This is a genomic window from Lentzea sp. JNUCC 0626 (genome assembly GCF_043632865.1).
Classification (GTDB): domain Bacteria; phylum Actinomycetota; class Actinomycetes; order Mycobacteriales; family Pseudonocardiaceae; genus Lentzea.
This window is the reverse complement of the sequence record NZ_CP171635.1, coordinates 6,622,714-6,647,243: the sequence shown is the minus strand read 5'-3', so window position 1 is coordinate 6,647,243 and position 24,530 is coordinate 6,622,714. Positions and strand designations below refer to the sequence as shown.

Sequence of the window (24,530 nt, the reverse complement as noted above, 5' to 3'; positions counted from 1 at the left end):
GTCCATCAGGTCGTGACGAAGAGCGGGGTTGCGATTGGGGCTTGAGCTTGAGCCTCTAGCTGGATGCATTCGCGGCCTCAAAGGCCGGGGTGAAGTACGCCCCGGCCGGACCGAGACAGGTTGGCATCCAGCCCCTCAAGGTCAAGCCCCAATCGCCAAGAACGGCGCAACCGGCTCACCGGTTTGAATCAGCCCTTTCGGGCTCGCTTCGCCACGCCAGGACTCGTAGGTGGTGGAGTTTGCGTTGGTGGCCGCCGGTTGAGAGCGCGCGCCTGGTTTGCGTAGGTGGTTGGCCTGCGTTGACGACTGCGGTTGGCACCGACACCATCCGTCCCGCAGTCCGCTGGCCCGCACTCCTCCACCAAGCCCACATACGCAGGCAGGGACCTCACCGTCGGGGGGATAACGGTGAGGTCCCTGGTTCTGCGTCAGCCCGCATCACGCGGACTGGCCATCATGCGACCGGCCAAGGTGCGCTGATCGAGCTCTCGGCTCAGATCAGGATCTTGTCGCCCGTGAAGATCAGGTCCGGGTTCGTGAGGAATTCCTTGTTCTTCTCCACGATGGCCTGGTAGCCGCCTTCGACCTTGTTGGCCTCCGCGATCTTCGACAGGGTGTCGCCTGCCTTGATCTCGTAGTTGCCGTTCGGGTTCGACTTCGAGCCCGCGAGCTGCTGGACCGGCGCCTGCTGGACCGGGGCGGCCTTGCGCTGCTGCGGCTGCGGCTGCGCCTTGCGCTGGGTCGGCTGCTGCTGCTTCGGGGCCGGGGCGGTCTTGCCCACGTAGGCGCCGATGCGCTTGCTGCAGGACGGCCACGCGTTCGAGCCCTGCGTGCGCAGGACGTTCTCCGCGACTCGGATCTGCTCCTCGCGGGAGGCGTTGGCCGGGTTGCCGGAGCCGCCGTTGGCGTTCCAGGTGCCCTGCGTGAACTGGAGGCCGCCGTAGTAGCCGTTGCCGGTGTTGGCGCCCCAGTTGCCACTTGCCTCGCACTGCGCGAGTGCGTCCCAGTCCATTCCGGGGGCCGCGTTGGCGGTGCCAACGGCCAGACCCAGAGGGGCGCCGGCGATGATGCCGACTGCCGCGACCTTGGCGATGGTGCGAGCGAACGAACCCTGCTTGCCCTCGTTGCCACGGTTGAAAGCCATGTGCCTCTCGGTCCACCGCGCCTCCGGACAGGAACTCGGGTTCGGGGCCCGGTGCGTTCCTGCGTCCCAGTCCGGCGGTTTCTCTCGCTCGGGGTAAGTGCCGGAGAACCCTCGGACTGGGTTCGGTGCTCGGTCCTCCGGATCGTGCTTGCGGCTGGTTCGGGCCAGCCGAGGAGCGACCGTACGTAACCGCCGGGGCCCTCACCAAATGTTTCGAGCTGTGACGCGCGTCACAGTAACAACTTGGAGCGTTGTTGGGAGCCTACAAAAGTGCAGGTCAGCGGTGTCGTTATCGGTTCGTTTCCATCCTGAGATCGGCCGAGATCTATTACGGAAAGTGAGGCGTGGCTCACGCGTGTTGGGCCGTTTGAGAGCCCTGTTCACGGTCGTGGGATGTGCGCGCGGGCAAGCGGGACCGGTCCCCTCGGGAAGACTTCAGACTCGGTTTCATGACCCAGCCGGCCCCTCGCCCGAAGCGTCCCAAGGTTCTGGTCGTCGCCCTCGTGCTGCTGCCGCTCGCGGCCGCCTTCTTCGCGATGACGGTCTCGAACCTCGGCGGCCGCAACGGCCTGAACAACAACGGGCTGCCGTCGGTGATCTTCCTGATCAGCCTGCTGACGATCTGGTTCAACTGGGCCCGCGTCACGACCGTGGTGCTGCTGGCGTTCCAGACCGTCCAGTGGCTGCCCGGCGGCATCAGGTTCATCGGCGACCCGGACGTCTCCCAGGCCGCGAGTTACGCCGTGATCGCCTCGGTGCTGTTCGGCGTGGGCGTGGTGCTGGTCTTCCAGATCCCGTCGAACGAGTACTACCGGCAGCTCAAGCGCTGGAGGAAGGACCGCAGGCACGCCGCCGCCGCCGGATGATCGACATCTCCGCGAGAATGGGCGGATGGCGAAGGAGACCCGGCTCGAGGCGTTGCACCGCGCGTTGACCGAGAAGGCGGGCCAGCCCGTGCTGTTCGGAGATCTCGTCCGCGCGGTCTGGGGTGACACGCCACCGTCGAGTCCGTTGCCGGCGTTGCGGACGCTCGTGCGCAGGCTCCGGCAGTCGGTCGACGACGAGATCGTCACCGACGCCTCCGGCTACCGCCTGGTCGTGCGCCTGCCGGGTCCGTCGCAATTGCCCGCCGATCTCCCGGACTTCGTGGGGCGCCGAGAAGAACTCGCCGCACTGTCCTCTTCGGACGAACGGGTGCTGGCGATCACCGGCCCGCCCGGCATCGGCAAGACCGCGCTCGCCGTCCGCCTCGCGCACCGGATCCGCGACCGCTTCCCCGACGGTCAGCTGCACGTCGACCTGCGCGGCTTCGCGACCGGACCGACGGTCACGACCACGCAGGCGGTCGGCCGGTTCCTGCGCGCGCTCGGCGTGCCGCCCCCGGAGGTCCCTCCCGGTCTCGACGAGCAGGTCGAGCTGTACCGCTCGAAGCTGCGCGGCCGGAAAGTGCTGGTGCTGCTGGACAACGCCACCGGGCTCAGCCCGCTCGTGCCCGACGTCGAGGGCTGCGCGGCCATCGTGACCAGCAGGAACGAGCTGCCGGGCCAGACCGGCCTCGGTGTGCTGACCGACGGCGAGGCGGACGTGCTGCTCGACCGGATGAAGATCGGCGGCTCCCCGGACGACCGCGCCGAGCTGGTCAGGCTGTGCGCGCACCTGCCGCTCGCGTTGCGCATCGCGGGCGCCCAGTTGGCCGACCGGCACCTGCCCGACTACCTCGCGGACCTGCGCGGCGACGACCGGCTGGACGCACTGGAGATCGAGGGCGACGCGGCCGTGCGCGCGGCGTTCGCCTTGTCCTATCAGGCTTTGCCCGACGACGCGCGCCGCCTCTTCGGGCTTCTCAGCGTGCACCCCGGCGCCGACTTCGGTCCGGCGTCCGCCGCCGTGCTCGGCGAAACGTCCACAGAGGAGGGTGCGCGCCTGCTCGGCGTGCTGGCGCGCGCCGGACTCGTCCAGCAGTCGGGAGAACGGTTCGCGCTGCACGACCTGATCCGGCTCTTCGCCTCGGAACAGGCGGGCACGGACGGCCCGCCCGCCCTGCGCCGGTTGCTGTCCTTCTACCTGGCGACCGCGAGCAACGCCGCCGGCGTCGTCAGCCCCGGGCTCACCAGGCTCGACCCGATTCCGCTCGAGGTGGAGGGCCGCGAGTTCGCGACCGCGGACGAGGCCGGCGCGTGGCTCGACGGGAAACGCGGGACTCTCGTGGCGGCGGTGCAGGTCGCGCCGCACCCGTTCGCGCACCGCCTCACGGACGCGATGCGCGGCTACCTCAACTACGCCGGCCACCGGCCGGAGCTGGGCGTGGCGCTGGAGTCGGGGCTCGCGTCGGCGCGCGCGGCGGGGGACAGGCCGGGGCAAGCGGCCATGCACAACGGATTCGGCCATCTCCACTGGGTGCTGGGTGCATACCCGAAAGCGCTCGAGTCCTACGGCGAGGCGCTGGAACTGACCGAGTCGCCGGTCGTGCGCGCGACGCTGTTCAACAACCTGGGCCTGGTGAGGCGCGACCTGGGTGACCTGGACGGCGCGCTGGCGGACATGGAAGAGGCCCGGCGGACGGTGCCCGAGGAGTCGGCGCTGCACGCGAACGTGCTGATGAACCTCGGCACGATCCACGGTGCCCGCGCCGAGCTCCGCCAGGCGGTGGCCCACCTGACGAAGGCCCTGCGCCGCCACGAGGAGGCCGGGGCCTGGGTACGGGCCGCGGTCTGCCACGAGAACATCGCCGTTGCTCACATCGAACTCGGCGAGTACGACGAGGCCCGCCCGCACCTGGAGAGCGCCATGGCCGGCTACGAGAGGTACGGCATGGCCGATTCGAACAAGCCAAATCTGCTGGCCAACCTGGCGGACGTGGCGGATCAAGCGGGTGAGCACGACCAGGCGCGCGCGTTCGCCACCGAGGGCCTGGAGCTCGCGCGCCGGTTCGGCGACGTCCGGGTCGAGGTCGAGGCGCTGATCAGGCTGGGGGAGGCGCGCGAGGCGGCCGAGCTGGCCGACCGGATCGACTACCCGGTGGGCAGGCGCAAGGCCCTGCTGGAGATCGCGGTGCACGACCGCGCGCTCGCCGCGGAGGTGCTGGCGGACGTCCGGGCGAGCGGTGACCGCCTGCTGGAGGCCAAGGCCGTGCTGGCGCTGGCACTGGCGAGCGGCGACCACGGTCTCGCCCTGGAGGCGCTGGAGCTCGCGCGGGCGCGCGAACAGGGCGTGGTGGTGCGGAGGGCGGAGGAGTTCCTGGCTGGATCGGCTGCTCCAGCCGCTCCGTCCGCTCAGCCGCCCGCGAACGGCGGCAGCACGTCCAGCTGAGCCCCGGCGGGCACGCGCACGGACGTGTCGCGCACCGCGACACCGTCCAGCAGGAAGCTGGAGGCGGCGAGCACCTTGCCGAGCTTGTCGCCGTGCTTCGTTCTGATGGCGCTCACCACGAGGGCCACGGTGGGCTCGGGGGCGTCCAGCAGGAGGTCCTCGTCGGCCACCCCGGCCGCGGCGCGCGCGCCCGCGAAGTAGCGGACGTTCACCGCCGTGCTGACTGGCGTGCTCACTGTCATCCTCCGATGGCGCTCATGGGACGGTCGGGCTGTTCGAAGCCCGCCTCGTTGATGCCGTGCCCGGCCTTCTTCGCCCACATCGTGGCGCGCCAGGCGTCGGCGATCGCGGCGTCGGGGGAGCCGTCGCGCAGCAGTGCGCGCAGGTCGGTCTCGCCCTGGCTGAACAGGCAGTTGCGGATCTGGCCGTCCGAGGTGAGCCGGGTGCGGTCGCAGGCGGCGCAGAACGGCCTGGTCACCGACGCGATCACGCCGACGACCGCAGGACCGCCGTCGACCAGCCACTTCTCGGCGGGCGCACCGCCGCGCGGGGTCTCCGACGGCGTCAGCGTGAACGCGGTCGAGAGCATCGTCAGGATGTCGTCGGCCGTGACCATGTTGGTGCGCGTCCAGCCGTGCTGCGCGTCCAGCGGCATCTGCTCGATGAACCGCAGCTGGTAGCCGTTCTCGACGCAGAACCGCAGCAGCGGGACGGCCTCGTCGTCGTTCATGCCGCGCATCAGCACCGAGTTGACCTTCACCGGCTCCAGCCCGGCCGCGCGGGCGGCGTCGAGGCCGTCCAGCACGTCCGTGATGCGGTCGCGCCTGGTCAGCGTGGCGAACCTGGCGGGGTCGAGGGTGTCGAGCGAGACGTTGATGCGGTCCAGTCCGGCGTCCTTGAGCGACTGCGCGCGGCGGGAGAGCCCGATCCCGTTCGACGTCATCGACATGCGCGGCCGCGGCTCCAACTCGGCCGTCGCGGCGATGACCTGCTCCAGCCCGCGCCGCAGCAACGGCTCGCCGCCGGTGAACCTGATGTCCGTGACACCCAGGTCGACCACGGCGATGCGCATGAGCCTGACCAGCTCGGCGTCGGTGAGCAGCTCGTCCTTCTTGAGCCAGTCGAGGCCCTCGGCCGGCATGCAGTAGGTGCACCTCAGGTTGCACCGGTCCGTGAGGGAGACCCGGAGGTCCTTCGCCACCCGCCCGAAGCTGTCGAGGAGCAGCGGCGTGTCCGGACGTGCGGACGCGTCAGGCGTGCCGCGCACGACCGGTAGTCCCAACTCCACTGCTGTCACCTTATTTAGCTTAATGAACAACCCGTTGTAGGTGACTCCACAAACGAGGTTTCTCACGTTCCGCCCGTTTGGAGCACCCTGACGAGGAATTGTCTTAGTCGCTAAGATGTTCGACATGGAACCTGAGGTCCTGGAGAGGTTCACCCTGTACATGAGGGAGCAGAGCGCGCTCACCGTCATGTTCCACGCGCGGGTGGCCGAGAAGATGGGCCTGTCCGCGACCGACGAGAAGTGCCTCGATCTCGCCATGCGGGCGGAGGGCCCCGTCACCGCGGGCCGCATCGCCGAGCTGTCCGGCCTCTCCACCGGAGCCGTCACGGGCGTCATCGACCGCCTCGAACGTGCCGGATATGTCCGCCGTGTCCGCGACCCGCACGACCGCCGAAAGGTGCTGGTCGAGGTCACACCGGGTGACCTGGAAAAACTGGGCGCGGTCTTCGAGGTCGCGCGGCAGAGCATGATCGAGGTCCTGGACCAGTTCACCCCCGCCGAACTCGAAGTGATCGAGCGTTATCTCAAGCTCCAGATCGAGACGTTTCGCAGGCGCGTCATCGATACTTAGGCCCATGTGGCACTACTTGATGGACATGGACGGCGTCCTCGTGCACGAGGAGCACCTGATCCCCGGAGCGGACGAGTTCGTGGCGGAGCTGCGGGCGTCGGAGACCCCGTTCCTCGTGCTCACGAACAACTCCATCTACACGCCACGGGACCTGCGCGCACGCCTGCAGCGCACCGGCCTCGACATCCCGGAGCAGTCCATCTGGACCTCCGCCCTCGCCACCGCCAAGTTCCTCGACTCGCAACGCCCCAACGGCAGCGCGTTCGTCATCGGCGAGGCGGGCCTCACCACCGCGTTGCACGAGATCGGCTACGTGCTGACGGATCGCGACCCGGACTACGTCGTGCTCGGCGAGACCCGCACCTACAGCTTCACCGCGATCACCAAGGCCATCCGCCTGGTCGAGGAGGGCGCGAAGTTCATCGCGACCAACCCGGACGCCACGGGCCCCTCTCGTGAAGGCTCGCTGCCCGCCACCGGTGCCGTGGCGGCGTTGATCGAACGAGCCACCGGCCGCGAGCCCTACTACGTCGGCAAGCCCAACCCGCTGATGATGCGGTCCGCGCTGCGCGCGTTGGGCTCGCACTCCGAGCAGGCGCTGATGATCGGCGACCGCATGGACACCGACGTCCGCTCCGGCCTGGAAGCCGGTCTGTCGACCATCCTCGTGCTGTCCGGCGTGTTCAGCGCCGAGACCGCCGAGATGTACCCGTACCGGCCGACGCGCGTGCTGAAGTCGATCGCGGAGTTGGTCGGCCACGCGGCGGACCCGTTCGGCGACTGGTCCGCCTAACGCTTGCGGTGGGGCGACGACGTGGGCGCGCAGAGCAGCGCGTCCGCGTGGTCCTTGGTGGCGGGGTTCAGGCGGTAGACGTACTCCGGACGGCCGTGCCGGCTCGTCGGTGAGGTCTCTGAGCAGGTAGCCCGCCTCGAACAGCTCAGTCAACGGCGTGCGCACGCTGGTGCGTTCGCTCCAGACCCTGCCCAGCAACTCTTTGAGGGTGAAGGTTCGCTCCGGGTTCTCGTACATGGCCCTCAGGACCTGCTGGTACGCGCGGCGGGGAGGCAGTGGCGACAGCGGGCGTTGTCTGCGGTCCTGGTGTCGCAAGAACGCTCGGACTGCGTCTTCCGCGCCTGCTTCGAGGTGGCAGCGGGCGACGTCGCCGGTTTCGTCGGCCGACAGGAATCGCACGGCCCCGATGTGGTGGAGCGTCTTCAAGGCACCCCGGACGGATGCATCGGTTCGATTCGGTCCGCCTTCGGAAACCTCGGTGATCGTCAGCCGTGCCGGGAAGCCGTCCAGAAGTTTGCGGAGGACGTGCCGCTTGAGAGCGAGTCCCTGCGGTGAAAGGGCCGCGAGGGCGAACTCAAGTGACCTCACTGTCGACCTCCTGCGGTCAGCTTGGATATGCAAGTTGCCGTAGCGACGACAACTTGGATATGCAAGTGATCGGCGATGGCTGTCGAAGCGGCGAACAAGACAGCTCAGGGCACGTCGATCACATAGCGGAAAGCGAAGCGATCGGTGGGCACGAGCGAGTCGAGGACTTCCACGACCTCGTCGTTCGAGTCGTAGGCCGTTCGAAGTACCCGCACGACAGGGACACCCTCGGGTATCGCGAGTGCCTCGGCCTCTGCCGGAACGGGCAGGCGAACGTCCAGGTCCTCCACGAACCTCGTCACGCGGCGCCGGATCGGACCTGCCGGATCCTCGATCAGGCTGTGCACGCCGCCCCGGATGCGGCGATCCTCTGCGACGGCCGTCCCGCGGAACAGATCGGCCGGGTAGTAGCCGTCGCAGAACTGCATCGGTTCGCCGTCGATCACGAACAGTCGCTTTCGGATGATGACGGGAGTGTTCGGCGACACGCCAAGGCGTTCGGCGATCTCGTCCGGCGCTGCTGTCTCCTCGACCGCCAGGAGTTGCTGGGTCGCCGTGCGGCCTTGGTCCGCTGCCTCCGCGTTGAAGTTGCTCAGCCCGCTACTGCGATGAGCTCGCCAATTGGAACCTGTCAGCAGCATCTTCAGGTGCGGTCGCGGGCGCACGAAGGCGCCGCGGCCTTGTTCCGACGCGACCAGACCCTCGGATCGGAGCAGAGCGATCGCCTTGCGCACCGTGGCGCGGGTCGTCTCCTGCTGGTCGGCGAGTTCGTTCTCCGAGGGCAGTCGATCACCGGGTTCCAGCCTGCCGGAGAGGATGTCACGGCGAAGCGTCTCGGCGATGCGGCGGAACGGCGGTGTCGAGTTCATGCTCCGGGCTCCCTCTTGCGTATGCAGGCAGGGTAGGTCACCGCTGGGAGCTCAGGGCGTGAACGACCAGCCACGCCACGTCCGCACCTCGACCCAGACCACCGGGCCTGCCGGAACGACCTCCCGGTACTGCGGGTACTTGTCGCACAACCACTCGAGCGGTAGTCGTCGCTCTTCGTCCTCGTGCACCACCCGCGCGACTCCGTCCGCTCGAACCCACCAGAGGTTCGCCCAGTCGTCGTCGTACTCGTCCACGAGCAACGTCACCTGAGGGTTCTCCTCGATGTTGCGCAGTCGCTTCAAGCTCATCGTGGTCTTCGGCTTGTGGTCGACGGCGAACACGATCACGTCGTCGCGGATCGCGAAGGTGACTGGCACGAGATGGGGCACCGAAGTCGCGCTGGCCGTGGCGAGGCGGGCGACTCGTGAGCCGGCGAACCGTTGCCGCGCTTGGTCCTGCGAGAGAGCCACGCTAGGAACCTAGCGCAAGGTCATAGACGCGATGGTCAAGGAGCAGACGTGTCAGAGCAGGCAGCAGGCGCACTCGCCGCCTTCGGCTACGAGCTGGGCATCCTCAAGCGCATCCGCCGCGCCGGCTGGTGGCACGCGGGCGTGCGCGACCCGGAGTCCGTCGCCGAGCACACCATGCGGGTCGCGCAGCTCGCCGCCCTCCTCGCCGCCGAAGAGGGCGCGGACCCCGCACGCGCCGCGTTCCTCGCGTTGTGGCACGACACCCAGGAGACGCGGACGGGTGACCTGCCGCACACGGTCAGCGGCTACCTGACCAAGCCCGATCCCCGGCAGATCACCGCCGACCAGACCGCACGCCTGCCCGAGGCCTCGCGCGAAGCGGTCCGAGCGGCCGTCGACGAGTACGAGGACCAGGAGTCCGCAGAAGCGCGATGCGCAAAGGACGCGGACAAGCTGGAGATGCTCCTGCAAGCCGTCGAGTACCGGGACACAGGCGTCAACCGGGTCGACGGGTGGATCGATTCGGCGCTCAAGGGCGTCAAGACCGAAACCGCACGCAAGGTCGCCGAGGCAGCACTCACCGTGTCCCCGCTCGCCTGGCGGGACCGTTGATTCGGGCGGCCGACTGACGCGCGAGGGTTCATCACCTATCGTCGCGGAGGTGGACACGGATCGACGCCCGATGTACGTCGTGGGTGACGTGCACGGGCACCTCTCGGAACTGATCAGAGCCCTGCACGTCGCCGAGCTGTGCGACGAGGAAGGGCACTGGATCGGCGGCGAGAGCGAGCTGTGGTTCCTCGGCGACTTCGTGGACCGCGGGCCAGACGGGGTCGGCGTGATCGACCTGGTCATGCGGCTCGGCGACGAGGCGGCGGAGGCCGGTGGCACGGTCAGCTCGTTGATCGGCAACCACGAGGTCCTGTTGCTCGGCATGTACCGGTTCGGGGACGAGCAGGTGCCGGACAGCCTCGGGCCGCGGTCGTTCGCGCGCAGCTGGCTGCTCAACGGCGGCCTGCGCAGCGACCAGGACCGCCTCACCGAGGCCCACGTCGACTGGCTGACGAGCAGGCCCGTGCTGAAGCTGCGCGACGACCACCTGCTGATGCACTCCGACACCGTGGCCTACCTCGAATGGGGGGCCTCGATCGAAGAAGTCAACGAGTCGGTCCGGCAGGTGCTCAAGGGCGACGACCTCGTCGACTGGTGGGAGTGCTGGCGCAAGATGACGACCCGGTACGCGTTCCGGGGGCCGCAGGGGCCCGAAATCGCGGACGAGCTGCTCGCGACCCTTGGTGGTAGCCGGATCGTGCACGGGCACAGCGTCATCGCGGACCAGCTCGGGGTGACGCCGGACCAGATCGACGGGCCTCTCGTGTACGCCGACGACAAGGTGCTGGCGATCGACGCGGGGCTCTACAGCGGTGGTCCGTGCCTCGTGGTGCCCTTGCCATACGCCGGAGCCTGACTACCGTCTGGGGGATGACCGCCAGCTACTCCTCGGGCACGTCCGCCGCCCCGCTGCTGGGTGACACGATCCACGCGAACCTCGCGGCCACGGTCGCGCGCTTCGGTGATCGCGAGGCACTTGTCGACAAAGCCACTGATCGACGGTGGACGTACGCGGAGCTGAGCCAAGAGGTCGACAAGGCCGCGGCAGGGCTGCACGCGCTCGGGGTGCGCAAGGGCGACCGGGTCGGGATCTGGGCACCGAACTGCGCCGAGTGGGTCTTCGTGCAGTACGCGACGGCCCGGATCGGCGCGATCCTGGTCAACGTCAACCCGGCGTACCGCGTGCACGAGCTGGAGTACGTGCTGAACCAGGCGGGCATCCACACGCTGGTGTCCGTGAGGTCGTTCAAGACGTCGGACTACGCGGGCATGATCGACGAGGTCCGGTCGCGCTGTCCCGAGCTGAAGCACGTCGTCTTCACCGATGATCCCCGATGGGAGAGCGGCGAGCTGCCGGACGTCGAACTGGACCGGGACGACCCGATCAACATCCAGTACACGTCCGGCACCACGGGTTTCCCCAAGGGCGCGACGCTCTCGCACCACAACATCCTCAACAACGGGTACTTCGTCGGCGAGCTGATCAACTACACCGAGCACGACCGCATCTGCGTGGTGCCGCCGTTCTACCACTGCTTCGGCATGGTGATGGGCAACCTCGCGGCGACCAGCCACGGCGCGTGCGTGGTGATCCCGGCGCCCGCGTTCGACCCGGCGAAAACCCTTGCGGCCGTTCAGGAAGAGCGTTGCACGAGCCTCTACGGCGTGCCGACGATGTTCATCGCGATGCTGGATCTGATCGATGGCTACGACCTGAGCAGCCTGCGCACCGGCATCATGGCGGGCTCGCCGTGCCCGGTCGAGGTGATGAAGCAGGTCGTCGACCGGATGGGCATGCGCGAGGTGTCGATCTGCTACGGCATGACCGAAACCTCGCCCGTGTCAACGCAAACGCGCGTCGACGACTCGCTCGACCGTCGCGTTGGGACGGTCGGACGGGTCGGCCCGCACCTCGAGGTGAAGATCGTCGACCCGGAGACCGGCCTCACGGTGCCGCGTGGCGTGCCGGGGGAGCTGTGCACGCGCGGGTACTCCGTGATGCTCGGCTACTGGAACGAGCCGGAGAAGACCGCCGAGGCCGTCGACCGGGCGGGCTGGATGCACACCGGTGACCTCGCGGTGATGGATGACGACGACTACGTCAACATCACCGGCCGCATCAAGGACATGGTCATCCGCGGCGGCGAGAACATCTACCCGCGCGAGATCGAGGAGTTCCTCTACACGCACCCGGACGTGCTCGACGCGCAGGTGATCGGCGTGCCGGACGCGCGGTACGGCGAGGAGCTGATGGCGTGGGTGCGCCTGCGCGAGGGCACGACGGAACTCACCGCCGAGGCCGTGCGCGAGTTCTGCACGGGCAAGCTCGCCCACTACAAGATCCCCCGGTACGTGCACGTCGTGGACGAGTTCCCGATGACGGTCACCGGCAAGATCCGCAAGGTGGAGATGCGGGCGAAGTCCGTGCAGTTGCTCGGCCTCGACGACACCGCACAGCACGCCTGAGCGTGACCGCCGGACTACCCGGCGATGAGGCGTAAAGACCCTGGTCGAACGAGGTGCGGCAGGCGCAGCATCGGTGCACCCAGTCGAAGGAGGCGAGCATGCTCACCGCCACCAGGACCACGACGATGCTGCCCGTGGAGGACCCGGACCGCGCCGCCGGCTTCTACGCCGACCAGCTCGGCCTCAAGCCCGTCGCCACACAGCCGGACGGCACGCGGATCTTCGCGCTCGGCCAGGGCGACGCGCTCGGCCTGAGGCCCGCCGGGAAGGGGGCGCAGTCCGGCCACACGGTGCTCAGCTTCGAGGTGCCCGACCTCGAAGGCGAGATCCGCGAGCTCGAAGGCAAGGGCGTCCGCTTCGAGGACTACGACCTGCCCGACTTCAAGACCACGAACCACATCGCGGTCATGGGCAACGAGCGCGCCGCCTGGTTCCACGACACCGAGGGCAACATCCTGTGCCTGCACGAACTCGTGGAGAGCTGACCGGCACAGGTCACGGCAGCTCGATGATCTCCTTGCCCAGCGGGACGAGCGAGACCTTCACGAGCTTGAAGTTCGCGACGCCGAGCGGGATGCCGATGATCGTGATGCACAGGGCGATACCGGTGACGATGTGACCGATGGCGAGCCAGAAGCCGGCCACGACGATCCAGATGATGTTGCCCAGCAGCGATCCGGCACCCGCGCCGGGCTTGTCGACGACCTCGCGGCCGAACGGCCACAGGGCGTAGTTCGCGATCCGGAACGACGCGATGCCCCACGGGATCGTGATGATCAGGATGCAGCAGATGATGCCCGCGACCGCGTAGCCGACGGCCATCCAGAAACCGGCGAGCACCAGCCAGATCACGTTCAGGATGAGGCGCATGCCTCCAATCTAAGCTGATCCCATGACGTGGGGTGTGATCGCAACGGGCGGAATCGCGCATGCCGTGACCGCTGACATGCTCAAGGCGGGTGTCTCGGTCGGCGCCGTGTCGTCGCGGGACATCGCGAAGGCGCAGCAGTTCGCGGAGAAGTTCGGGATTCCACGCGCGTACGGCGACTACCACGAGCTGCTCGCGGACCCCGAGATCAAGATCGTCTACGTGGCCACGCCGCACGGCCAGCACCACGAGGTCGTGCTCGCCGCGCTCGACGCCGGCAAGAACGTCCTGTGCGAGAAGGCCCTCGCGCTGACGGTCGCGCAGGTCGAGGAGATGATCGAACGGGCACGGTCGACGCAGCTGTTCCTCATGGAGGCCATGTGGACGCGCTTCAACCCGTTGATCCAGAAGATCGCGCAGGCCGTGGCGGACGACGAGATCGGTGAGGTCCGCCTGATCCGCGCCGACTTCGGCTTCCGGCACGACTTCGACGCGAACGACCGCCTGTGGGCCAAGGAGGCGGGCGGCGGCTCGATCCTCGACCTCGGCGTCTACCCGGTCTCGCTCGCGCACCTGCTCCTGGGCGTTCCCACCGAGATCCACGCGCACGGCAGCCTCGCGCCGACGGGCGTGGACGCCGACGCGGGCATCCTGCTGGGCTACGAGGACGGTGCGCAGGCGTTGCTCAGCTGCTCGCTCACCGCCGACACCGGCGCGAGTGCCACGATCGTCGGCACCAAGGGACGCATCGACATCCCCGAGTCGTTCTTCAACCCCACCAGGGCGATCATCAACGGCGTCGAGCACGTGATCGAGGACGGCGGCTACACGCACCAGATCGAGTCGGTCGAAGCCTTCTGGGTGATGGGGTTCATCGAGCACAGCGACATGACGTGGACCGACTCGCTGGAGATCATCCGCATCATGGAGACCGCGCTGGGTCAGCTCGGCGTCTCCTACGCGGACGTCACCAGGTAGATCAGCACCACGTTCAACGAGACAACGGCGGCCGTCACGATCCACGCGGCGATCGTGACGGGCCGCCGGTTCGCGTGCGACGCCATCACGGACCGGCGCGCGGTCAGCCACACCAGCGGCACCAGCGCGAACGGGATGCCGAACGACAGCACGACCTGCGAGAGCACGAGCGCGAACGTCGGATCGACCCCGAACGCCAGGATCGCCAAAGCGGGCACGAGCGTGATCAGACGCCTTGCCAGCAAAGGGATTCTGACGCGCAGCAGGCCGTCCATGACCACCGCGCCCGCGTAACAGCCGACGGCCGTCGAGGCGAACCCGGACGCCAGCAGCCCGAGCGCGAACAGCAACGCGATCCCGCCACCCAGCGTGGCGCCGACCGCCGCGTGCGCGCCTTCGAGCGTGTCGACGTTCTCCTTGCCCTGCAACGAAGACGCGGCGAGCAGCAGCATCGCCATGTTCACCGCACCCGCCAGCACCATCGCGACGACGACATCGACCTTGGTGGCCCTGAGCACCGACGGGTCCCGGCCGTGCCGGTCGCGCGCCAGTGCCGAGTGCAGGTAGACGGCGTGCGGCATCACCGTCGCGCCGAGCATGCCCGCCGCGAGCAGCACGCTGTCCGCGCCGTCGAACCGCGGCACCAGACCGGAGGCGGCGCCGGAAACCGACGGCGGCGCAACGAAAAGTCCCGCCATGAACCCGACCGCGATGACGACGAGCATGGTCGTGATCACCCGCTCGAACGGCTTCTGCCCGCGTTTGTCCTGCACCAGCAGCAAAAGCGTCGACACGACACCGGTGATCACACCGCCGAGCAGCAACGGCAGGTCGAACAGCAGGTGCAACGCGATCGCTCCGCCGAGCACCTCGGCGAGGTCGGTGGCCATCGCGACGACCTCGGCCTGCCCCCAGTAGGCGAGCCGCACCGGCCGCGGCAGGTGGTCGCGCACCGCCTCCGGCAACGACTTCCCGGTCACCAGGCCGAGCTTGGCCGACAGGTACTGCACGAGCCCCGCCATGACGTTCGCGACGACGAGCACCCAGACCAGCAGGTACCCGTACGTCGCGCCCGCCGCGGTGTTGGTGGCCACGTTGCCGGGGTCGACGTACGCGATCGCGGCGACGAACGCCGGACCGAGCAACGCCGCACCTGCGCGCAACCGCGCCGACACAGCAACCACCAGGACACCTCCCCGTTGTTGCAAGCCTATGGCAACAACGGGGCTCGGCTCATGTGTCCATCGTCGCTCTGGCGACCTTGACCACGGCGTCCATCGCGCCGTCCAGATCACCGCTCGGCATGATCAGGTGGCTGAGCGCGAGCCGGACCGTCGTCTCCGCCGTGAACCGCACGTGCCGACCGGGGAAGTGCCTGCTCAGGTGCTGCTCGACGACCTCGGTGGCGTGGAACAGGATCGGATGGCCGCGGATCGTGATGAACGGCAAGAGGTCCTCGGCGTTCTGGCCGGTCAGCACGGCCGAGACCAGCCTGTCCTTCTCGGTCTGCTCGAAGGTGAAGCGGAACGCCGACCGCATCGCCTCCCACGGGTCGGGGTCGTCCTGGAGCCGGGTCATGATCCCGGACAGGTACTCCTCCGTCTTGTGCACGGCGACGGCCTGGACCAGGCCCTCCTTGTTGCCGAACTCGTTGTAGACGGTCTGTCTGCTCACCCCGGCGCGACTGGCGACCTCGATCATGCGCAGCCCGTGGAATCCCCGGGCCGCCAACAGGTCGGCGGCCGCGTCCAGTAAGAGCTCAGTGATGTCGCTCACCACCTCACCTTTACACATCTGCGGCTTATGTAAAGACGTAGAGTCAGGTTCCGTGCCGTTCACCGTGGGTTTCGACCTGGACATGACCCTCATCGACCCGCGACCGGGCATGGCCGCCGTGATGAACGAGGTGGGCGCCCGCAGCGGCTACGACCTCGACGGCGAGCACTTCGCGTCGAACCTCGGCCCGCCGCTCGACATGACCTACCGCGAGATGGGCGTGCCCGAGGCCGAGATCCCGGACCTGGTCGCGTTGTTCCGCTCGCTCTACCCGGAGGTCGTGATCCCGGCGACCGTCGCCCTGCCGGGTGCGGCCGATGCGCTGCAGAGCGTTCGCGACCTGGGCGGCTCGACCATGATCGTGACCGGCAAGTACCGCAAGAACGCTGCCCTGCACCTGGAAGCGCTGGGCTGGGAGGTCGACCACCTCTACGGCGAGCTCTGGTCGACCGGCAAGGCGGAGTCCCTGAAGCTGCACGGCGCCGCCGTCTACGTGGGCGACCACGTCGGCGACATGAACGGTGCCGCGGCTGCCGGAGCGTTGGGCGTCGGCGTCGTCACGGGCCCGTGCTCACGCGCGGAACTGCTCGAGGCGGGCGCGGCCGTGGTCCTCGCCGACCTCCGCGAGTTCCCGGCCTGGCTCAGGACTTCTTCTGGCGTGCTTTCCTGATCACCGCGATGATCCCGAGCCCCAGCCCGACGGCCGGCAGGTAGGTGGCGGCGACGTTCAGCCACACCGGCAGGTCGCCGTAGCCGGCGGCGAAGAGCACGAAGACCGCCACGATCGCCAGTACGCCCACGGCGAACAGGCCGATGGCCAGCGGCATCAACTTCGGAGCGGTCATGACCGGGACTGTAGTCGCGCTAACGGAGGTGCCTTCCGCCTGGTCTTCTGGCTACTCTGGTGGGACGCGTCTCGGGTACGCCTGGGGCGCGTTCGTTGTGCAGAGGTAAGGGAATGGTGAGCGCGGTGCCGACCGGCAAGGTCAAGTGGTACGACACGGAGAAGGGCTTCGGATTCGTCACCCAGGACGGTGGCGAGGACGTCTACGTCCGCAAAGCGGCGTTGCCCCCCGGTGTCACCGGTCTGAAGGCCGGCCAGCGCATCGAGTTCGGCATGGCGGAAGGCCGCCGCGGCCCGCAGGCGCTGTCCGTGCGGCTGATCGACCCGGCCCCGTCCGTTGCCGAGGCTCGTCGGCGTCCCGCGGAGGAGCTCCACGGGCTGATCGAGGACATGATCAAGCTGCTGGAGAACAAGGTGCAGCCTGATCTGCGGCGGGGGCGGTACCCGTCCGACAAGAAGAACATGAAGCTGGTGGCCGAGGTCGTCCGGGCGGTGGCGCGGGACCTCGATCCGTAAAAGGATCAGCGGCATGTCTGACGCTGACAGGATCGTCGAGTTCGTCTACGAGGTCGGCCAGCTCAAGCGCCTCCCCAGAGCAGGCTGGCTCTTCGCCGGTGTCCAATCCCCGGAAACGGTGGCCGCCCACTCCTTCCGGGTGGGCGTCCTGGCCTACGCCATCGCCGTCCAGGAGGGCGCGAACCCGGACCGGGCAGCGACCCTGGGCCTCTTCCACGACGTCCCGGAAACCCGAATCGGCGACATCCCGTACGTGGGCAAGCTCTACCTGGACGTGAAGGTCGCCCCCGAAGCGGTGGCACAAGACCAGGTCCAACACCTGCCGCCGCAACTGGCAACCCACATCGTCCAGCTGATCGCCGAACACGAAGCGGCCAAGGACCTCGACCACACCCCGGAGGCGAGGTGCTCGAGGGACGCCGACAAGCTGGAACTCCTGTTGCAGGCCAGGGAGTACCAGACCAACGGCATCGCCAAGATGGACCGCTTCATCCACACCATGCAGGCATCGGTGATCACCGACACCGGCAAGGCCCTGATGGAGGCCGCCCAGCGCATCGCCCCCACCGAGTGGTGGGAGGCGTTCGGCAGGCGCTGATCAACGCGTGATGTCGACCACCCAGGACCCGCGCATCAGCGGCTGGCCGGTTTCCAGCACGGCGCCGGCCGCCTCGTGCACCTCGATGCGGATCAGCTGGTCCGAGTCGTTCGGCACGGCCAGGGTGTAGGAGTAGTCGTCGCCCTTGCCGAGCAGCGGGGACGTGCAGCCCTCCTGGACGCGCGCGGCGTTCTCGTACACGCACACGACCTCCCAGAGGCCGGACGCGAGCTGGCCGTCGACGGAGATCTGCACGACCTTGCCTGCGGGCACCTTCAACGAGCCGGGCTGGTTCTTCTCGGCGCAGTCGGAGCCGTCGGCGGCGCAGTAGATCGTCGGCTCGATCCGGATGGTCTTGCCGTTCGCGTAGAACGTGACCTCCGGGTCGTGCTGCTGCAACGAGCAGCCGGACAGCACGAGAACGCTGGCAGCCATCAAAGAAGCAAGTCGACGCACGTCAGGCAGCCTACGGGGTCACCGGCGCGGGCCTGCGCACGACCAGCTTGTGCAGTGACGTGCCGTTGCGGTACATCCAGGTCTGCGTCAGCCCCAGGGCCAGCAGCACGGACAACACCAGGAACCCGACCCAGAACGTCGCGGGCAGCAGCACGCCGAGTGCGCCGCCGAAGACCCAGGCGAGCTGCAGGATCGTCTCGGAACGGCCGAACGCCGACGCGCGTGACTCCTCCGGCAGGTCGTCCTGGATCACCGCGTCGAGGCTGATCTTGGCCAGCGACGAAGCCGTGGCGCCCAGCAACCCGACGATGGCCGCGGTGACGAGGCCGGGGAAGACGGCCGCGACGATCGTGGCGGCCAGGGCGGTGGTGACGCAGGCCAGCACGACCTCGTCCGGCTTGCCGAAGTGCTGACGCGCGCCGATCGCGTTGCCGAGGAAGCTGCCGATGCCGGCCGCGCCGGCGATCACGCCGAGCAGCAGCAACTGGCGCACGGCGTCACCCTCGGTCTGCTCGCGCACCACGAAGGCCGCGAACAGGGTCAGGAACCCGGTCAGCATGCGGATGGAACCGTTGCCCCACAACGACACCGCGACGTGCCGCGAGATGCGTTGGCGAGCGGGGCGGGACGTCAGCGTGGCCGGGACCTCGCCCTCGGTCACCTCGACCCACGACGGGATCTTCATGCACAGCCAGGCGTTCACCCCGCACAGCACGGCGGTGAACCACAACGCGCCCGGCGAGCCGAAGAGATGCGCGAACCCGGCGGCGAAGGCACCGAACACCGCACCCGCGGCGAGCCCGAACACGGTCATGCGCGCGTTGGTCTTGGACAGCGTGATCTCCGGCGGCAGCACGCGCGGAGTGATCGCGGACTTCAGCACCGTGAACGACTTCGACAGCACCATGCTGCCCAGCGCCGCCGGGTACAGCAGCCAGTTGTCGAAGTTCAACGCCATCACGACGGACAGGCCGATCCGCAGCACGCACGACGCGGCGAGGGCCAACCGTCGGCCGCGCTGGATCTTGTCCAGCAGCGGCCCGATCACCGGCGCGATCAACGCGAACGGAGCCACGGTGATCAGCAGGTACAACGCGACCTTGGTCTTGGACTCGGCCGAAGCCGCCGAGAAGAACAGCGTGTTCGCCAGCGCCACGGCCATCGCGGCGTCGGCGGCGTAGTTCATCATCACCGCGTAGGTGACCGACGTCATGCCGGACTTGCCGGCCCCGTCCGCGCGCGCCGCCCGCCGGAACGCCGCCACGGCCTGGGCGGAGATCTGCTTGCTGCGGAACCACGCGACGCGCGTCACGGTCAGCTTGCGCGGCGGCTTGGGGGTCGGGGTCGTCTGCTGGTCCTGGTTCGGCAGCGGACGGGTCTGCTGCGGTGGTGGCTGGAAACCGTGCTCGGACGGCACGCCTCGGCGACCTCGCGGCTGGTACTCGTCGTCCTGCCACGGGTAGCGCTTCGGCGGCTCTTCCCCGCGGTCGCCCGTCACACCGTCAATCCTGCCCCATCCCGTTGAACCTCACTCGGAAGATGGTCGGCCAGTTCTTGCCTGTGACCAGGAACTCGTCGGTGCCGGGGACGTGCGCGATGCCGTTGAGCACGTCCACGTCGCCGGAGGGCTTCAACGACGACAGGTCGTAGGTGTTCAGCACCTGACCGTTGCCGGGGTCGATGCGGACGATCTCGTCCGTCTTCCACACGTTCGACCAGACCTTGCCGCCGACGCACTCCAGCTCGTTCAACTGCGTCAACGGCTGTCCGTCCCGCGTGACCTGCACGCTTCCGGTCTCGGCGAACGTCCTCTGGTCGCGGAACGTGAGCTTCGCCGTGCCGTCGCTCATGATCAGCCGCCGGCCGTCGTCGCAGATGCCCCAGCCCTCGCCCTGGTAGGAGACGCGGCGGAGCTCGTTCAGCGTGCGACGGTCGCGTTCGATGGCGACGCCGTTCTGCCACGTGATCTGCCAGATGGTGTCGCCGACGACGGTGATGCCCTCGCCGAAGAGCTCGGGCGGCAGGTCGACCTTCTTCTGGACGTTCCCGGTCGCCGGATCGAGGGCGCGCATCGTCGACTCGCCCTCGAGGCCGGTGCCCTCGTAGAGGACGCCGTCGACCAGTTCCAACCCCTGGGTGAACGCCGACGTGTCGTGCGGGATTTTCTGGAGGACTTCTACCTGCGGTTTTGCGGCCTCGGGAGCAGAACAGGCGGCCAGGACCGCGACGAGGACCAGCCAGACGGGTGAGCGCACCCAACGGAGGGTGGCACGAGTTTTCGTCCCGGCGAAGTCCTGCGGCACAATTCAGCTCGTGAACGCCACGCAACTGCTCGCCGACGCCGTTGACCTCGCTCGCACCGCCGCGCAGGACGAAGCCGGCTTGGAACGCGTCGGTGCTCATGTGGGGGTGCTCGGCGAAGACGAGTACTCCGTCACCCACCTCTTCGACGCCGAGCACGCCGGCTACCGCGGCTGGACCTGGGCGGTGACCGTCGCCTACGCGGGCGAGGGCTCCCCGGTGTCGGTCAGCGAGGTCGTGCTGCTGCCCGGCCAGGACGCGCTGGTCGCCCCGGAGTGGGTCCCGTGGAGTGAGCGGGTCCGCGCCGGTGACCTGGGCGTCGGCGACCTGATGCCGCCCCGCGAGAACGACCCGCGCCTCGTCGAGGCGTACGTGCAGTCCGACGACCCCGCGGTCGAGGAGGTGGCGCTGGAGATCGGCCTCGGCCGCACCCGCGTCCTGTCCCGCGAGGGCCGCCTGGACGCCGCCGACCGCTGGGCGACCTCCGACTTCGGCCCGCGCTCCGAGATGGCCCGCAGCGCTCCCGCGCACTGCGGCACCTGCGGTTTCTACACGCGGGTCGCCGGTGCGTTCGGCTCGGCTTTCGGGGTGTGCGCGAACGAGATCGCGCCGGCTGACGGCCACGTCGTGCACGTCGAGTACGGCTGCGGCGCGCACTCGCAGGTCGAGGTCGAGATGGGCTCGATCGTGCCCGTCGCGGACCTGGTCTACGACGACGCGCAGCTCGAGGTCGTGGAGTCCGAGCGCGCTCCGGTGGTCGTTCCGGAGCCTGCCGCCGCGCCCGCTGCCGAGACGGTCGAGGCCGTCGTGGTCGAGCAGGCCGCGGAGGTCGTCGAGCCTGAGCAGACCGCCGAGGCCGTGGACGCCGCTGAGCCCGTTGAGGCCGCCGAGCAGACCGCTGAGGCCGTCGAGACCGCTGAGCCCGCAGAAGGCGCTCAGGCCGTCGACGCAGCGAGCGTCTCGGAGTGACCGACCCGTTCGGCACCGAGGTCCTGCGCACCTCGGTCCTCGCGGCGTGGCGTGGTTCGCCCACCCGGTTCCGCGAGGACGCCAACGCCGAGGAGGACCTGCGGCTCGGCGGCTACCGCGACCGCCTGCTGGTCGAACTCGCCCAGAACGCGGCCGACGCGGCGGGCGACGAGCCCGGTGTGTTGCGGATCACGTTGGTCGACGGTGAGCTGCGCGCCGCGAACACCGGTGCCGCGCTGACCGAGGCCGGTGTCGCCGCGCTGGCGTCGCTGCGGGCGTCGTCCAAGGAGTCCGGCGTCGGCCAGTTCGGTGTCGGCTTCGCGGCCGTGCTGGCCGTGTCCGACGCCCCGCGCGTGATCTCCACGTCCGGCGGTGTCGAGTTCTCCGCCGAACGCACCCGCGCCGAGGTCCCCGAACTCGCCTCCGAACGCGGCGGCGACGTGCCGGTGCTGCGCCTGGTGTGGCCGGTCGAGGAGACCGTGCCGGACGGTTTCAGCACCGAGGTCAGGCTGCCGCTCAAGGTCGACCTCGCGTTGGAGGATCTGGCGGAGGAGGTGCCGGACCTGCTGCTGGCACTACCGGGTCTGCGTCGCATCGAGGTCGGCTCCGAGTCGTGGGAACGCTTCGTCACCGCGGACGGCGTGGTCACCGTCGGCTCGGCGCGCTGGCTGGTCGAGCGCACGGTCGGCGAGCTACCCGCCGAACTGGTCCAGGGCGTCGAACACCGTCCGCAGTGGACCGTCTCGTGGGCATACCCGCTGGAGGAGCCGCTGGGCGAGGACGTGCTGCACGCGCCGACCCCGACCGACGAACGCCTGTCGCTGCCCGCCCGCCTGATCGCCACGCTGCCGGTCGAGCCGTCGCGCCGCCGCATCCTGCCGGGCCCCGCCGCGTGGTCGGTCCTGGACGCCGCCGCCGAGGCCTACCCGGCCCTGATCGCACGCGTCCCGGCGATCGAACGCACCGCCCTGGTGCCGCTGCCGGGCTTCCCGCTGTCCGAAGTGGACGATCGACTGCGCACCGCGCTGCTGCGCTCGTTGCGTGCCTCGGCCTGGCTGCCACTCGCCTCCGGTGAGTGGATCGAACCGTCCCGCGCCCGCGTCCTCGACGTGGGCTCCGAGGAGCTGGTCGACCTCGTCGAGGACGCTCTGCCAGGCCTCCTGGACGCCGAGCTGTCCGCGCCCGTGCACGCGAAAGCGTTGGCAGCGCTGGAAGTCCCGCGCGTGACGACCGCCGAGGTCGTCGCCGCCCTGTCCGGCGTCTCCGGCGACCCGGGCTGGTGGCGCGACGTCTACGCCGCCTTCGCACCGCTGGCCGAGGTGGACCCGGACGTCCGCGAAGCCCTCCAGTCGCTGCCCGTCCCGCTGGCCGACGGCCGGACCGTCACGGGCCCGCGCACCACCCTGATCGCCGACGAACCGCTCCCCGGCCTGCGCGTCGTCCACCCGGACGCCGTGCACCCGCTGCTGGTCCGCCTGGGCGCCGTCGAAGCGGGCGCCACCGAACTCCTCGCTGACCCTTCGTTGCGCGAGAACGTGGCGCGCTCGCTGGAAGACGCCGAAGCAGGGCTCGACGGCGAAGACCTGATCGAAACCGTGCTCCGCCTGGTGGACCGCGCCGGCGTGCGCGCCGACGAGGAACCGTGGCTCGGCGCGTTGGCCCTGCCCGACTCGGGCGGCGAGTGGCACCGCGCCGACGAACTGCTGCTGCCGGACTCGCCGCTGGTGGGCGTGGTCGAGGCGGACGCGTTCCCGTTGCTGTCCAAGGAGATCGCCGAGACCTACCCGCGGGCCGCGCTCGTGGCCGTGGGCGTCGTCGACGGCTTCTCGCTGGTGGTCGACGACGAGCCTGCGGGGCCTGACCACGACCTGCCGGACGAGTCCGCGTGGTGGTCGTCGATGCCGGACGAACCCCGCCGCGTCGTGGCGGTGCGCGACCTGGACCTGGTCGCGGACTGGCCTGCGGCGTTGCGGTTGCTGGCGTCTGATCCGGTCACCTGGCGGGCCGTTGCCGAGCCGGACGGGTACACGGGGTGGTGGATTGCTCGGCACGCTTCCTTGGCCGGCAAGGCTCCTCGTGAGTACCGGCTGGCCGAGGCCGCGTTGCTGGACGGGCTGTTCGACACCGTGCCGGATCTTGAGCTGGCTGAGCACGTGTTGCGGGCGGCTGGGGTTCGGTCGCGGTTGGAGATCTGGGACGACGACGATGCCGAGTTCGTGCTGGACCGGCTCGGGGATGCGGACCGGGTGATCGCGGACGCCGTGGTGCTGCGTGCCTATGCGGCTCTGCCCGAGGGTGATTTCGCGCCGCCGGAACGGGTTCGGGTGCTGTCCGGGGTGGTGGCCGCGGCGGAGGACGTCGTGGTGCTGGATCACCCCTGGTTGATGGGTGTTGTTCCGGCTTCCCGGGTGCTGCTGGCGGACGGGTCTGTCGAGCTGGCCGATCTGTTGGACCTGGCGTTGGCCTCCGAGGAGTTCGACGGGTTGCCCGATCACGTCGGCGAGGTCGTGTCGTGGCGTGATCTCGGGGCTGTTCGGAAGGCTTGCGAGCTGCTTGAGGTCGAGTTGCCGGACGGGGTGGTCATGGTGCACGACTCGCTGTTCGTGGATGGGCAGCGGGTCGAGTGGTGGATGGTGGACGGGGTGCCGCATGCCGCTGATACGCCTGAGGGGCTTTCTCGGGCGCTGGCTTGGGTTGCTGGGCGGTGGGATGACCGGCACTCGTTCGCCGCGTTGATCAGCGATCCGACGGCTGCGACCTTGCTGGGATGACTGTGCTGGGCTGATCACCGATTGGTGGCTGCGGCTCTGCTGGCCGATCTTGTCGGACCCTCTGAGTAAGTTGAGTTGTAGGGGTCCTGCGATCGGGGGGACGCCTGCGTTAGCGTGCGTTCCCCTGTTGCGTTGGCGGGTTTCTGTTGCGTGCTTCTCCCTGGGGGCTCTGCCCCCAGACCCCCGGCAATCTGATCGGGGGGCTCCGCGCCACTCGCGGGTTGATGGCACGCCTGTTGCTTAGGGCGGCTGCCGGTTTCGTAGTTTGGTTGCGTTGGCGGTGGGGTCCCGTCACAAGCCGCACCAAGAGCGGGCCACACCTGCCTGGGTATGTCAAACGGA

27 protein-coding genes are annotated in these 24,530 nt (G+C 69.0%); 15 read left to right on the top strand and 12 right to left on the bottom strand.

Features of this window, described 5'->3' with window-relative positions:
- Positions 1–493 precede the first annotated feature (493 nt).
- The gene (locus JNUCC0626_RS30260; RefSeq protein ID WP_394614141.1) at positions 494–1,144 is read right to left on the bottom strand and encodes a transglycosylase family protein; all 651 of its coding nucleotides are present in this window, start codon (positions 1,142–1,144) and stop codon (positions 494–496) included.
- 449 nt (positions 1,145–1,593) lie between these two features.
- Here JNUCC0626_RS30260 and JNUCC0626_RS30255 point away from each other — a divergent pair, with 449 nt between their 5' ends.
- Both JNUCC0626_RS30255 and JNUCC0626_RS30250 read left to right on the top strand, forming a co-directional pair.
- Positions 1,594–2,010, top strand: a complete 417-nt coding sequence (locus JNUCC0626_RS30255) for a hypothetical protein (protein WP_394614140.1) — start codon at positions 1,594–1,596, stop codon at positions 2,008–2,010.
- Between the two features lie 25 nt (positions 2,011–2,035).
- On the top strand, positions 2,036–4,453 hold the full coding sequence (locus JNUCC0626_RS30250) for an ATP-binding protein (protein WP_394614139.1): 2,418 nt from the start codon (positions 2,036–2,038) through the stop codon (positions 4,451–4,453).
- Here JNUCC0626_RS30250 and JNUCC0626_RS30245 read toward each other — a convergent pair.
- Both JNUCC0626_RS30245 and moaA read right to left on the bottom strand, forming a co-directional pair.
- Positions 4,417–4,689, bottom strand: coding sequence for a MoaD/ThiS family protein (locus tag JNUCC0626_RS30245; protein ID WP_394614138.1), 273 nt, complete (start codon positions 4,687–4,689; stop codon positions 4,417–4,419). The two genes, JNUCC0626_RS30250 and JNUCC0626_RS30245, sit on opposite strands and share 37 nt — an antisense overlap.
- A 2-nt stretch (positions 4,690–4,691) precedes the next feature.
- Positions 4,692–5,750, bottom strand: a complete 1,059-nt coding sequence (gene moaA / locus JNUCC0626_RS30240) for a GTP 3',8-cyclase MoaA (RefSeq protein ID WP_394614137.1) — start codon at positions 5,748–5,750, stop codon at positions 4,692–4,694.
- 115 nt (positions 5,751–5,865) lie between these two features.
- On the opposite strand from moaA, the gene JNUCC0626_RS30235 reads away from it, so the two are divergent.
- From JNUCC0626_RS30235 to JNUCC0626_RS30225, 3 genes are all read left to right on the top strand, one after another.
- Positions 5,866–6,312 carry a MarR family winged helix-turn-helix transcriptional regulator gene (locus JNUCC0626_RS30235; protein WP_394614136.1) on the top strand — a complete coding sequence of 149 codons (447 nt, stop codon included), beginning with the start codon at positions 5,866–5,868 and terminating at the stop codon, positions 6,310–6,312.
- Between the two features lie 4 nt (positions 6,313–6,316).
- Positions 6,317–7,105: an HAD-IIA family hydrolase gene (locus JNUCC0626_RS30230; RefSeq protein ID WP_394614135.1), complete on the top strand. Its 789-nt coding sequence runs from the start codon at positions 6,317–6,319 to the stop codon at positions 7,103–7,105.
- 306 nt (positions 7,106–7,411) lie between these two features.
- Positions 7,412–7,660: a hypothetical protein gene (locus tag JNUCC0626_RS30225; RefSeq protein ID WP_394614134.1), complete on the top strand. Its 249-nt coding sequence runs from the start codon at positions 7,412–7,414 to the stop codon at positions 7,658–7,660.
- Positions 7,661–7,797: 137 nt separating this feature from the next.
- Here JNUCC0626_RS30225 and JNUCC0626_RS30220 read toward each other — a convergent pair whose 3' ends face one another.
- Both JNUCC0626_RS30220 and JNUCC0626_RS30215 read right to left on the bottom strand, forming a co-directional pair.
- Positions 7,798–8,562: a GntR family transcriptional regulator gene (locus JNUCC0626_RS30220; RefSeq protein ID WP_394614133.1), complete on the bottom strand. Its 765-nt coding sequence runs from the start codon at positions 8,560–8,562 to the stop codon at positions 7,798–7,800.
- A 51-nt stretch (positions 8,563–8,613) separates the two neighbouring features.
- Positions 8,614–9,033, bottom strand: coding sequence for a TIGR03668 family PPOX class F420-dependent oxidoreductase (locus JNUCC0626_RS30215; RefSeq protein ID WP_394614132.1), 420 nt, complete (start codon positions 9,031–9,033; stop codon positions 8,614–8,616).
- Between the two features lie 48 nt (positions 9,034–9,081).
- Here JNUCC0626_RS30215 and JNUCC0626_RS30210 point away from each other — a divergent pair, with 48 nt between their 5' ends.
- The 4 genes from JNUCC0626_RS30210 to JNUCC0626_RS30195 all read left to right on the top strand — a co-directional run bounded on the left by JNUCC0626_RS30210 (position 9,082) and on the right by JNUCC0626_RS30195 (position 12,596).
- Positions 9,082–9,645, top strand: coding sequence for an HD domain-containing protein (locus tag JNUCC0626_RS30210; protein WP_394614131.1), 564 nt, complete (start codon positions 9,082–9,084; stop codon positions 9,643–9,645).
- Positions 9,646–9,715: 70 nt separating this feature from the next.
- A complete protein-coding gene (locus JNUCC0626_RS30205; protein WP_394622132.1) occupies positions 9,716–10,501 on the top strand; it encodes a metallophosphoesterase in 786 nt (261 codons plus the stop codon).
- Positions 10,502–10,515: 14 nt separating this feature from the next.
- Entirely contained in the window at positions 10,516–12,111 is a 1,596-nt protein-coding gene (locus JNUCC0626_RS30200) for an AMP-binding protein (protein WP_394614129.1), read from the top strand.
- Positions 12,112–12,209: 98 nt separating this feature from the next.
- Positions 12,210–12,596, top strand: a complete 387-nt coding sequence (locus JNUCC0626_RS30195) for a VOC family protein (RefSeq protein WP_394614128.1) — start codon at positions 12,210–12,212, stop codon at positions 12,594–12,596.
- A gap of 10 nt (positions 12,597–12,606) precedes the next feature.
- Here the strand turns inward: JNUCC0626_RS30195 and JNUCC0626_RS30190 are convergent, their stop codons facing one another.
- Positions 12,607–12,981, bottom strand: coding sequence for a YccF domain-containing protein (locus JNUCC0626_RS30190; protein ID WP_394614127.1), 375 nt, complete (start codon positions 12,979–12,981; stop codon positions 12,607–12,609).
- A gap of 22 nt (positions 12,982–13,003) precedes the next feature.
- On the opposite strand from JNUCC0626_RS30190, the gene JNUCC0626_RS30185 reads away from it, so the two are divergent.
- A complete protein-coding gene (locus JNUCC0626_RS30185; protein WP_394614126.1) occupies positions 13,004–13,957 on the top strand; it encodes a Gfo/Idh/MocA family protein in 954 nt (317 codons plus the stop codon).
- Here JNUCC0626_RS30185 and JNUCC0626_RS30180 read toward each other — a convergent pair.
- On the bottom strand, positions 13,936–15,141 hold the full coding sequence (locus JNUCC0626_RS30180) for an Nramp family divalent metal transporter (protein WP_394614125.1): 1,206 nt from the start codon (positions 15,139–15,141) through the stop codon (positions 13,936–13,938). The two genes, JNUCC0626_RS30185 and JNUCC0626_RS30180, sit on opposite strands and share 22 nt — an antisense overlap.
- 49 nt (positions 15,142–15,190) lie before the next feature.
- Positions 15,191–15,733, bottom strand: a complete 543-nt coding sequence (locus JNUCC0626_RS30175; RefSeq protein WP_394614124.1) for a TetR/AcrR family transcriptional regulator — start codon at positions 15,731–15,733, stop codon at positions 15,191–15,193.
- Positions 15,734–15,785: 52 nt separating this feature from the next.
- Between JNUCC0626_RS30175 and JNUCC0626_RS30170 the strand changes: the two genes are divergently transcribed.
- Positions 15,786–16,403: an HAD family hydrolase gene (locus JNUCC0626_RS30170; protein WP_394614123.1), complete on the top strand. Its 618-nt coding sequence runs from the start codon at positions 15,786–15,788 to the stop codon at positions 16,401–16,403.
- Here JNUCC0626_RS30170 and JNUCC0626_RS30165 read toward each other — a convergent pair.
- Entirely contained in the window at positions 16,375–16,578 is a 204-nt protein-coding gene (locus JNUCC0626_RS30165; RefSeq protein ID WP_394614122.1) for a hypothetical protein, read from the bottom strand. The genes JNUCC0626_RS30170 and JNUCC0626_RS30165 overlap by 29 nt on opposite strands.
- A 125-nt stretch (positions 16,579–16,703) precedes the next feature.
- Here JNUCC0626_RS30165 and JNUCC0626_RS30160 point away from each other — a divergent pair, with 125 nt between their 5' ends.
- On the top strand, positions 16,704–17,093 hold the full coding sequence (locus JNUCC0626_RS30160) for a cold-shock protein (protein ID WP_394622131.1): 390 nt from the start codon (positions 16,704–16,706) through the stop codon (positions 17,091–17,093).
- Positions 17,094–17,106: 13 nt separating this feature from the next.
- Positions 17,107–17,691, top strand: coding sequence for an HD domain-containing protein (locus JNUCC0626_RS30155; protein ID WP_394614121.1), 585 nt, complete (start codon positions 17,107–17,109; stop codon positions 17,689–17,691).
- Here the strand turns inward: JNUCC0626_RS30155 and JNUCC0626_RS30150 are convergent, their stop codons facing one another.
- Genes JNUCC0626_RS30150 through JNUCC0626_RS30140 form a run of 3 tightly spaced genes read right to left on the bottom strand, consistent with a single transcriptional unit; the run spans position 17,692 to position 20,402 of the window.
- Complete coding sequence (locus tag JNUCC0626_RS30150) at positions 17,692–18,126, bottom strand: DUF2771 family protein (protein ID WP_394614120.1); 435 nt, start codon at positions 18,124–18,126, stop codon at positions 17,692–17,694.
- A gap of 31 nt (positions 18,127–18,157) precedes the next feature.
- A complete protein-coding gene (locus tag JNUCC0626_RS30145; protein ID WP_394614119.1) occupies positions 18,158–19,645 on the bottom strand; it encodes an MFS transporter in 1,488 nt (495 codons plus the stop codon).
- 4 nt (positions 19,646–19,649) lie between these two features.
- Entirely contained in the window at positions 19,650–20,402 is a 753-nt protein-coding gene (locus tag JNUCC0626_RS30140; RefSeq protein WP_394614118.1) for a glutaminyl-peptide cyclotransferase, read from the bottom strand.
- A 58-nt stretch (positions 20,403–20,460) separates the two neighbouring features.
- Between JNUCC0626_RS30140 and JNUCC0626_RS30135 the strand changes: the two genes are divergently transcribed.
- Together JNUCC0626_RS30135 and JNUCC0626_RS30130 are read left to right on the top strand one after the other, a co-directional pair.
- Complete coding sequence (locus tag JNUCC0626_RS30135) at positions 20,461–21,417, top strand: DUF3027 domain-containing protein (RefSeq protein ID WP_394614117.1); 957 nt, start codon at positions 20,461–20,463, stop codon at positions 21,415–21,417.
- On the top strand, positions 21,414–24,188 hold the full coding sequence (locus JNUCC0626_RS30130; RefSeq protein ID WP_394614116.1) for a sacsin N-terminal ATP-binding-like domain-containing protein: 2,775 nt from the start codon (positions 21,414–21,416) through the stop codon (positions 24,186–24,188). Before JNUCC0626_RS30135 ends, JNUCC0626_RS30130 begins: the two co-directional genes overlap by 4 nt.
- Positions 24,189–24,530: the final 342 nt, after the last annotated feature.